Origin of the sequence: Melaminivora alkalimesophila, from assembly GCF_000282995.1 — a bacterium.
GTDB lineage: Bacteria > Pseudomonadota > Gammaproteobacteria > Burkholderiales > Burkholderiaceae_C > Melaminivora > Melaminivora alkalimesophila.
Window position 1 is genome coordinate 1 of record NZ_ALEE01000244.1, and the last position, 8,249, is coordinate 8,249.

General features: G+C 70.3%; 12 protein-coding genes. 9 read left to right on the forward strand and 3 right to left on the reverse strand.

The window, feature by feature from the left end; translation table 11 throughout:
* The 8 genes from A612_RS17305 to A612_RS04430 all read left to right on the forward strand — a co-directional run.
* Nucleotides 1-360 (forward strand): hypothetical protein (locus A612_RS17305; protein ID WP_040436045.1); only part of this gene is annotated, 360 nt, incomplete at its 5' end.
* Nucleotides 361-376: 16 nt separating this feature from the next.
* Nucleotides 377-964 (forward strand): hypothetical protein, encoded by a 588-nt coding sequence (locus A612_RS04400; protein WP_019373333.1) that lies wholly within the window; start codon nt 377-379, stop codon nt 962-964.
* A gap of 34 nt (nt 965-998) precedes the next feature.
* Nucleotides 999-2,051, forward strand: coding sequence for a type II secretion system protein (locus A612_RS16055; RefSeq protein WP_141630321.1), 1,053 nt, complete (start codon nt 999-1,001; stop codon nt 2,049-2,051).
* Nucleotides 2,052-2,069: 18 nt separating this feature from the next.
* Nucleotides 2,070-3,341, forward strand: a complete 1,272-nt coding sequence (locus A612_RS16060) for a hypothetical protein (RefSeq protein WP_019373335.1) — start codon at nt 2,070-2,072, stop codon at nt 3,339-3,341.
* Entirely contained in the window at nt 3,338-3,604 is a 267-nt protein-coding gene (locus tag A612_RS04415; RefSeq protein WP_019373336.1) for a hypothetical protein, read from the forward strand. The genes A612_RS16060 and A612_RS04415 overlap by 4 nt, the downstream gene beginning before the upstream one ends.
* Complete coding sequence (locus A612_RS04420; RefSeq protein WP_081501095.1) at nt 3,597-4,310, forward strand: response regulator; 714 nt, start codon at nt 3,597-3,599, stop codon at nt 4,308-4,310. Before A612_RS04415 ends, A612_RS04420 begins: the two co-directional genes overlap by 8 nt.
* Complete coding sequence (locus A612_RS04425) at nt 4,307-5,398, forward strand: histidine kinase (RefSeq protein ID WP_019373338.1); 1,092 nt, start codon at nt 4,307-4,309, stop codon at nt 5,396-5,398. The genes A612_RS04420 and A612_RS04425 overlap by 4 nt, the downstream gene beginning before the upstream one ends.
* 86 nt (nt 5,399-5,484) lie before the next feature.
* Nucleotides 5,485-6,165 carry a prepilin-type N-terminal cleavage/methylation domain-containing protein gene (locus A612_RS04430; RefSeq protein WP_241209513.1) on the forward strand — a complete coding sequence of 227 codons (681 nt, stop codon included), beginning with the start codon at nt 5,485-5,487 and terminating at the stop codon, nt 6,163-6,165.
* Nucleotides 6,166-6,256: 91 nt separating this feature from the next.
* On the opposite strand, the gene rpmG is transcribed toward A612_RS04430, so the two are convergent.
* Both rpmG and rpmB read right to left on the reverse strand, forming a co-directional pair.
* Nucleotides 6,257-6,427, reverse strand: a complete 171-nt coding sequence (gene rpmG, locus A612_RS04435) for a 50S ribosomal protein L33 (RefSeq protein ID WP_019373340.1) — start codon at nt 6,425-6,427, stop codon at nt 6,257-6,259.
* 11 nt (nt 6,428-6,438) lie between these two features.
* Nucleotides 6,439-6,672 carry a 50S ribosomal protein L28 gene (rpmB, locus tag A612_RS04440; protein WP_003058229.1) on the reverse strand — a complete coding sequence of 78 codons (234 nt, stop codon included), beginning with the start codon at nt 6,670-6,672 and terminating at the stop codon, nt 6,439-6,441.
* Nucleotides 6,673-6,892: 220 nt separating this feature from the next.
* On the opposite strand from rpmB, the gene A612_RS04445 reads away from it, so the two are divergent.
* Complete coding sequence (locus A612_RS04445; protein WP_019373342.1) at nt 6,893-7,720, forward strand: ABC transporter substrate-binding protein; 828 nt, start codon at nt 6,893-6,895, stop codon at nt 7,718-7,720.
* Between the two features lie 22 nt (nt 7,721-7,742).
* Here the strand turns inward: A612_RS04445 and A612_RS04450 are convergent.
* A partial coding sequence (locus A612_RS04450) for a vWA domain-containing protein (RefSeq protein WP_019373343.1) occupies nt 7,743-8,249 on the reverse strand: 507 nt, incomplete at its 5' end.

Sequence of the window (8,249 nt, forward strand, 5' to 3'; positions counted from 1 at the left end):
TTCATCGGCGGCGAGCCGCGCGCTGCCTGGGTCGAAGACCTGCTTGCTGCGGCCACGCATCTGGGCCTGCGCGAGCGGCTTTCCTTCCAGCTGGCGCCGCCCGAGACGGTGGCCATGGAGCTGGCGCAGGAGGCGCAGGTCCAGGTGCAGCGCCACGTGCTGCAGGTCGAGCTGCAGCAGGTGCACGAGATCGAGGCGCTGCGCCTGCTGCAGGGCTTGCTGGCGCAGCATCCGCAGGTGGCGCGGCTGGCCGGGTGCAGCTTCGAGCAACCCGGCGCCGAAGGCCTGACGGTGCGCTGCCGTGTCAACTTCCTGCACATTGCACCCCTGCCAGCCCAGGCCAACAATGCGGACCAGTAACCACCCGCCAAGTGCCATGCAGCCCAGCATCCCCGCCCTGACAGCGCAGCAAGCCGCAACACGGCAGACCTGGCTGGCCCTGGCCGGGGCGTGGCCGGCGCCGCTCGGCTTGGTGCTTGGCCTGGCGCACCCGCTGGCCGCCGTGGCCGTGGCGCCGCCCCCTCTGGACGCCACTGCCGCACAGAGCTGGCCGCGCGTGTTCTACACGCCGCAGCAGCGCGAGGACATCGAGCGCGCACGCACCCGGCTGCCCGAGGGCGAGCCTTCCACGCCACAGGCGGCGGAGCACCCCGGCGACGCCGTTGCCGCTGTGGACGAGCCCATCAGCGTGCTGGTGCTGCAGGGCACAGCCCGGGGCCGCCACGGCGCGACAGCCTGGATCAACGGTCAGATGCTGCAAGATGGCGAGAGCCTTGCCGGGTACCGGGTGCAGGTGCTGCCCGATGGCCGGGTGCGGCTGAGCCGCGTCGGTGCGGGCGATGTGGTGCTGCTGCCTGGCCAGCAGGTCAGCGTGGTCGATGACATCCGCCAGGACGTCCTGCCAGCCGGGGCGCTGCTGGAGATCACCACGCAGCCGCAGCGCAGTCATTCAAAGCAAAAATGATGGAATGGCGCTTGACTGGCGAGCGGAGAAGGCTATGAAAAGAGTGGCAAGCACGGCGACATGCGGCCCCACCCCATCGTCCGGCAGGCACTCCGGTGGCTTCACCCTGGTCGAGATGGCGCTGGTGCTGCTCATCATCGGCCTGCTGGCCTTTGTGTTCCTGCCGCCATCGCTGGCCATGCTCGACCTGATGCGCCGCAAGGATACGCGCGAGAAGATGCAGGCGCTGCAGCAGGCGCTGGTGCGCTTCGTGGTGCTCAATCAGCGGCTGCCGTGTCCGGCGGATGGGTCGCTGGGCGTGGATCAGACGCTGTCGGGGGTGGAGCAGCGCATGAACGCTGCCGGCCCGACGCAGGGCCGCTGCTTCAACGCCGCAATGGACAAGGGTGTGGTGCCCTGGCGCAGCCTGGGGCTGGACAGCGCGCTGGCCACCGACTCCTGGGGCAACCTCATCACCTACCGGGTGTGGGCGCAGGCATTCAGCGGCGTGCAGAGCACCGTCGAGACGGGACTGACGTGGAGCGGGGCGCTGGACATGAGCCAGTGCGACCCCAGCGGAGGTACGCCGCCTTCCGGGCCAGGTCTGGCTATGCCCGGGCACCGCTGCCAGGTGGTGGGCAACTCCGCCAGCGCGCCGCTGACCTTTTTAGCCATCAAGCCGGGCGCCATGCCGGGCTCCCCGGAGTGGCGGCAGATGCGCGGCTTCGGCATTTGCCGCGATGTGCCTTGCCCGCGCTCCATCCAGTCGGATCCTCCCGGTGCCAACGAGGTGGCCCGCCGCGTCGATGGCAATGGCGCCGCTTACGTACTGATCAGCCACGGCGGCAACCGCTATGGCGCCTACAACGTGAGCGGCACCCTGATCAATGCGGCCTCCGGACCGGGCCCGCGCGAGGGCGTCAACGCCAACGGTCGGAGCATGAACTGGAGCGGCCCGACCGCCAATCCCAACGTCGATGTGACCTTCTACATCGACGCCGAGTACGACGAGAGCGAGAGCAATTATTTCGATGACATCGTGGTGCGCGCAAGCGTGCTGGAGGTGGCTATCGCTGCAGGCCTGGGACCGCGCCCTGGGCAGCCTTGAGCCGGATCGGGTGGCGCCATGTCGAACCGGCTGTCCCTGGTCCCGCGCAACGCCCGCCCGGCGCGCAGTCGGCATGCGGGCGGAATACTGCTGATTGGGATCATCACCCTGCTGGCCCTGGCCACTGCCGCACTGGTGCTGCAGCAGGCCCGCCTGTCCGTGCAGGCCAGCGACCGGATCGCGCAGACGCGCCAGCGCCTGGAGCAGGCCGCGCTGGCGCTGGGGCGCTTCGCCCTGCTGCACAAACGCCTGCCGTGCCCGGCCGATGGCGCGCAGGAAAGCGGCCTGGCGCAGCCGCCCACCGCCCCGTCGACCGCGCCCTATCGCTGCACCACGCCCGATGGCACGCTGCCCTGGAAGACGCTGGGCCTGGGGGCCGAAGACGCGCTGGATGCCTGGGGGCGCAAGCTGTCGTATCGCGTGACCGATGGGCAGACCGGGGTGATCCGCGAGGGCAGCATGCTGCATGCGCGCACCGCCGGTCTCGTCGTGAACGACCGGGGCCGCACGCTGCTCGACCAGGCCTGGGTACTCATCAGCCACGGTGCCAGTGGCAGGGGGGCCTGGCTGCCGGGCGGCGCGCGCATGGGCCTGCCGGCGCCCGGCGGTGATGAGGCAAGCAATGCGGCAGCAGCCCCCGCGGCCTTCGTGCAGCGTGATGAGCAGGTTCTGGACTTGAGTCTCGACACCTCGATTGCCCACTTCGACGATTTGCTGTTGTCGCGTTCCATGGGCGAGGTCGATGCCGGGTTTGGCTTGCTGCGCTTCGATGACCGGCGCCTGGCGTCCCCCCCGCCGGACTTCAACGGACGCAATGCCGGAGTCTCTGCTGTCACGTTCGATGGCGACGGGCGCCATGGCCGGGTCACCGTCGCAGCCACGGGTGGCAATCTGGCACGCAACTCCGAGACGTCCGGCTGGGCCATTGGAGTGTGCTCCGGTGCCTGCAGCAGTGATGCGACCTCCATGCTCGGGGCGGGGCAGAGCCTGTCGATCAAGCTGAGTTTTCCGTCTTCGACCCCCCCGCCAGAGCAATTGGCCCTGAGCGTCTGGAGCGCCGGCCCTGCCGTGCAGGGGACTGTGGTGCTGCGCAAGGCCGGTGTCGATCTGCCGGGTGGCATGCTGGCGCTGCCCAGCCAGCCGGCGGGGCCTGGAGCGCTCGTCGGCTGGACGAATCTTGCTGCCTCGCCCGCAGCCCCCTTTGACGAAATCGAGCTGTCCGCCACCGGCGGCACCCGGCTATTTCTTAGCCACCTGCGCCTGTGCGCAGCCACGGAGCCGTGCACATGAAACCCGACGGATTCGGCGATTCGGAGTGGCAGCGCATCAGCCTGGGGCAGGCCCTGCGCTCGCAGCGCGCACGCCGGCGCTGGCAGCAAGTCCTGGGTGTGGCCCTGCTGCTGGCCGGCTACGTCTGTCTGGCCGTGCCGGCAGACACCCCTGGCGATTGGCTGCTGCTGCGCGTGGCCGGGGGGTTCCTGCTGCTGTTTGCCGGCTTCGCCGTCGCCATCGGGCCGCTGGTGTCGGCCATCCTGGGCACGGACCATGAGTGAAGAGGCCGCTGCCCCACCTCCTGCCTGCGCCGCACAGCCCCAGGCCGGCATGCCCCTGGTGTGGGTGGAAGACGACCCGCTGCTGTCCGCATGGCTGGCCGAATCCCTGGCCGAGGATGGCTGGCAGGTGCTGGCCGCCCAGGATCGGCCCTCGGCCCTGGCGCTGCTGGAGCGCCACGCCCTGCCCGCCGAGCAGCCCTGCGTCGCGCTGCTGGACATGGGCCTGCCACCCCGGCCGGCACGTCCCGATGAAGGCCTGCTGCTGCTGGCCCAGCTGCTCGTGCGCTGGCCGCTCATGCATGCCGTGGTGCTGACCGGCCAGAGCGAGAACGCAGTGGCCCAGCAGGCCGTGCATGCCGGCGCTTTTGACTTTCTGGCCAAGCCCGTGTCGCTTGCGGCGCTGCGCCCGGCGCTGGCGCGCGCGGCCTGGTTCGCCCGGCGCCAGCATGAGCTGCTGGCGCAGGGGCGGGTGCAACTGTCGGTGCGCGCCGAGCTGTCGGGCGGCGTGCGCGAGGCCAGCGATCAGGTGGCCGAGCAGATGATCCGCCGCGTGCTCGCTGCCAATGGCTTCAACGTCACGGCCGCTGCGCGCAGCCTGGGCTTGGAGCGCGAGCAACTGTATTACCACATGAAGAAATTCGGCATCCAGCGCCAGCCTGCAACTGCTGCGCGCGCCGGCGAGCCGGATGCCGGCAGGACGGCATGATCCACCTGCCCTGGCTGCTGGTCGCCCTGGGGCTGGTGCTGCTGCTGGTCGCGTGGGTGGTGTGGTTGCGCGGGCGGCGGCTGCGTCGCTGCGTGGCGCAATTGCTGGCCCTGCCGACCGATGTACATCCACTGCGCTGGCCGCGCCTGGCGTGGCCCATCCTGCGTCGCGCCGGCATCGCCGGCATCGCCTGGCAGGGGAACTGGTTCGGTGACGCGGTACAGGGTCGCTGGGGTGCGGAGCCGGGGCCGAGTTGGCCTGCACAGCGGCTTGAGGCAGGGCCGGACTGCGCCATCGAGCTGCACTGGGCCGACATTGGCCGCACCGATGAGGCGCGCGCCCTCGCGCTGACGGTGCTGGACGTCTTCGCCCAGGCCTGGTTGGCGCGCATGCGCGAGCGCACCCAGGCCGTGGCCGTGGCCCTGGCGCAGCGGGCCCAGGTGCAGTTGTACTGGCAGCACGACATGCGCAACCTGGCCCAGTGGGTGGGCCTGCTGGCCGAGGAGTTCGGCGCCGCCACGCCCGAGCAGCTTCCGCGCCTGGCGCAGCGCCTGCAGCGCCAGGCGCCCTTGCTGCAGGCGCGCGCCCACCGGCTGCTGGCTGCCACCGAGGCGCCAGCGGCGGTGCCCGCCCGGGGGGAGCCGCCCGTCCGGGCCCTGGATCTGCTGCAAAACGCTGCCGAACTGGCGGGCCTGGCCATCGAGGTCCACGCGGACGACGCCGATGCAGCGCCCACCCTGCTGCTGGAGCCCGTGCCGGCCCAGGCCTTGGAGCGCGCGCTGGACAACATTTTTTCCAACCTCGCCCGCGACAGCGGGGCCCGCCATGGGGCCATGCCCCTGCGCTGCGAGTGCAGCGTGCGCGAGGGCGCCCTGCAGGCCCGCCTGCACACCCCGCGCCTGTCCACGCCGTGGCCGCGCAGGGCCTTCGAGCCGCTCAAGTCGCCCACGGGCTCGGGCATGGGCCTGTACCAGGCGCGGCGCTCGCTGCGCGATGCGGGGGGCGACCTGCAGGCCAGCGAGGAGCCCCAGGGGGTGGTCTTTGTGTTGCGCGTTCCGCTGGTGCTGTCCGGGCGTCAAGAAATTTGACTGTTGCCCCTGCGCACGCCTCTGCACAATGGCTTACAAAGGCGGCCGTCGGGGTTGCCAGCCTTTTACACACAGGAGATCCATTGATGCAATCACTTCCCATGCGCCGTGCGGGGCGTACCGCCCAGTCCGGCTTCACGCTGGTGGAAATCGCCATTGTCCTGGTCATCATCGGCCTGCTGCTGGGCGGCGTGCTCAAGGGCCAGGAGCTGATCGAGAACGGGCGCGTCAAGAACGCGGCCAATGACATGAATGGTCTGGTGGCCGCCTACAACAGCTATCTGGACCGTTACCGCAAGCTGCCGGGGGATGATGGGCCTATCGCTACGCTTACTGCGCGCGGCGGGCAGTGGACGACCCCCGGTATCGTTGCCGGTAATAACAACGGCATTCTGGCCATCACGGCGGCACAGACCTTCACCGGCGGTGGTGAAGGGACAGCATTCTTCCAGCATCTGCGCGCTTCGGGCTTTGTCGCCGGCAACCCGGGTGATGTGGGTGCCAACGCAATGCCTGTGAATGCCTGGGGCGGGCGCTTGGGAGTGACCAACGTGGCTGTGCAAGGCCGCACGGCGGCCCGCGTGATGGTGTGTCTGGGCAACGTGCCGGGCAAGGCTGCTGCGGCACTGGATGTGCAACTCGATGATGGCCGCCCTGACAACGGCACGTTCCGTGCCACCCAGGGCGCCAACAACATCGTGCCCGCTGGTGCGGCCGCTGCGTACAGCGAAGACCAGACCTACACCGTCTGCCGCGACATCACCTGACGCACCCGCAGCGCCCTGGTGCGCTGCTGGAGGCCAAAAAAAACCGCCCGGTGCAGACCGGGCGGTTTTTTTATGCAGGAACCGGGCCGAATCACTTCAGCTTGGCTTCCTTGTATTCGACGTGCTTGCGCGCCTTGGGGTCGAACTTGATGATGGCCATCTTCTCGGGCATCGTCTTCTTGTTCTTGGTGGTGGTGTAGAAGTGGCCGGTGTCAGCAGTCGACACCAGCTTGATCTTTTCGCGTCCGCCTTTGCTTGCCATGGTGCTACTCCTTAAGCCTGGCCACGTGCGCGCATGTCTGCGAGCACGGAGTCGATACCGTTCTTGTCGATCAGGCGCAGGGCGGCGCTGGAGACGCGCAGGCGCACCCAGCGGTTCTCGCTCTCCACCCAGAAGCGGCGGTACTGCAGGTTCGGCAGGAACCGGCGCTTGGTCTTGTTGTTGGCGTGGGAGACGTTGTTTCCCACCATGGGCTTCTTGCCCGTGACTTCACACACGCGTGCCATGAGGACACTCCGATGGTTATTACGGCCTCCGATGCGGCTGCAAGCAGTGCCTTGCGGCCCGGCAGGCCTCACCTCGCCAGTTGCAACGGGTGGCGGTAGCCCGGCTCTCCTGCCCCCTGGACTGCCACCTGCAGGTCTGTGGCCCCAAGTGGTCGTGAAAAGGCAAAGCCGGGAATTATAGTCCGGACTTTGGTTCAGCGTCCAGCCCTTAGATTTTCCGATGCCCTCTCTCTCCTCGCTCGTCGCCGGCGCCTGCCTGGCGGCCGCCGGGCTGGCCCATGCCCAGGCCCCACAGCGAATCGTCGCCCTGCAGCCGTCCCTGACCGAGGCGGTGTGCAGCCTGGAGGCCTGCGACCGCCTGGTGGCCGTCGATCGCCATTCCGACTGGCCCGCCAGCGTGGCGGGGCTGCCGCGCGTGGGCGGGATGGCGGATGCCAACGTGGAGGCCATCGTCGCGCTGCGGCCCGACCTGGTGCTGCTGGGCGCGCGCAGCCGCGCGGCCGAGCGGCTGCAGGCGCTGGGGCTGCGCGTGCTGGTGCTGGAGGCGCGCAGCCATGCGGACATCCGGCGCAACCTGGAGCGCATCGCCCAGGCCCTGGGGCGACCCGGCGCGGGCGAGCGCCTGTGGCGCGGGCTGGAACTGCGCGTGGAGGAGCAGCGCCGGCGCGTGCCGCCTGGCTGGCAGGGGCGGCGCATCTACCTGGAACTGCATGGCGGCAAGGTTGCGGCCAGCGAGGTCTCCTTCATCGGCGAGACCCTGGCGCGCCTGGGGTTGGCGAACGTGGTGCCGGGGCATCTGGGTGCCTTCCCGCGCCTGGGGCCGGAGTATGCGCTGCGCGCCGACCCGGATGTGCTCGTCACGACGGAGGTGGGCGCGACCGTGCCACCGCCCCAGCGCCCGGGCTGGCAGGCGCTGCGCGCCGTGCGCGAGCGGCGCTATTGCACGCTCCCCCCGGGGCAGTTCGACGTGGTCCTGCGCGCCGGGCCGCGCATCGACGAGGCCGCTGCCGCGGTGGTGCAATGCCTGCAGGGGCTGCCGCCTCCCTGAAGGGGCGTGCGTTCTCGCAGGCTCAGAGCTCGCGCGCCGGCACCAGCCGCGCATCCCACGCGCCTGCCAGCGCCGCAGCGCGGCCCAGGGGAGGGCGCGCGTGCTCGAAGTCGATCACCCACAGGCCGTCGGCATGGCGTGGGCGCGCCGGGGTCTCGCGCGTACGGCCGTCGGTCAGCAGCCACAGCCAGCGCGGGCCGTGGCGGTGGCGCCGCAGCACCGCATCCGCCCGGGCCAGCGCCTCGGCCAGCGGCGTGCCGCCGCCCCCATCCAGGGGCAGGACCAGGGCTTCGGGCCGCAGCGGCGCCCGGCCCGGAGCTCGTACCAAGGCGCTGCCCCGCCCGCCGAAGTTCACCAGAGCCACCGGGTCGCGCCACAGATAGGCCTGCTGCAGGAGTTGCGCGAGCACGCCCTTGGCGCGCGCCAGCTGGCCGCTGCGCAGCATCGAGCCGGAACAGTCGAGCACGAAGCAGTGCAGTGTGGGCATGCGCGCCGGCGCCGCGCGCCAGCGCAGGTGCCCGGGCGCCAG

Excerpts from the sequence above, each read along its gene's own strand:
- A612_RS04400 (WP_019373333.1), top strand. The coding sequence starts at position 377 with ATGCAGCCCAGCATCCCCGCCCTGACAGCGCAGCAAGCCGCAACACGG.
- A612_RS16055 (WP_141630321.1), top strand. The coding sequence starts at position 999 with ATGAAAAGAGTGGCAAGCACGGCGACATGCGGCCCCACCCCATCGTCC.
- A612_RS16060 (WP_019373335.1), top strand. The coding sequence starts at position 2,070 with ATGTCGAACCGGCTGTCCCTGGTCCCGCGCAACGCCCGCCCGGCGCGC.
- A612_RS04415 (WP_019373336.1), top strand. The coding sequence starts at position 3,338 with ATGAAACCCGACGGATTCGGCGATTCGGAGTGGCAGCGCATCAGCCTG.
- A612_RS04420 (WP_081501095.1), top strand. The coding sequence starts at position 3,597 with ATGAGTGAAGAGGCCGCTGCCCCACCTCCTGCCTGCGCCGCACAGCCC.
- A612_RS04425 (WP_019373338.1), top strand. The coding sequence starts at position 4,307 with ATGATCCACCTGCCCTGGCTGCTGGTCGCCCTGGGGCTGGTGCTGCTG.
- A612_RS04430 (WP_241209513.1), top strand. The coding sequence starts at position 5,485 with ATGCAATCACTTCCCATGCGCCGTGCGGGGCGTACCGCCCAGTCCGGC.
- rpmG (WP_019373340.1), bottom strand. The coding sequence starts at position 6,427 with ATGGCAAGCAAAGGCGGACGCGAAAAGATCAAGCTGGTGTCGACTGCT.
- rpmB (WP_003058229.1), bottom strand. The coding sequence starts at position 6,672 with ATGGCACGCGTGTGTGAAGTCACGGGCAAGAAGCCCATGGTGGGAAAC.
- A612_RS04445 (WP_019373342.1), top strand. The coding sequence starts at position 6,893 with ATGCCCTCTCTCTCCTCGCTCGTCGCCGGCGCCTGCCTGGCGGCCGCC.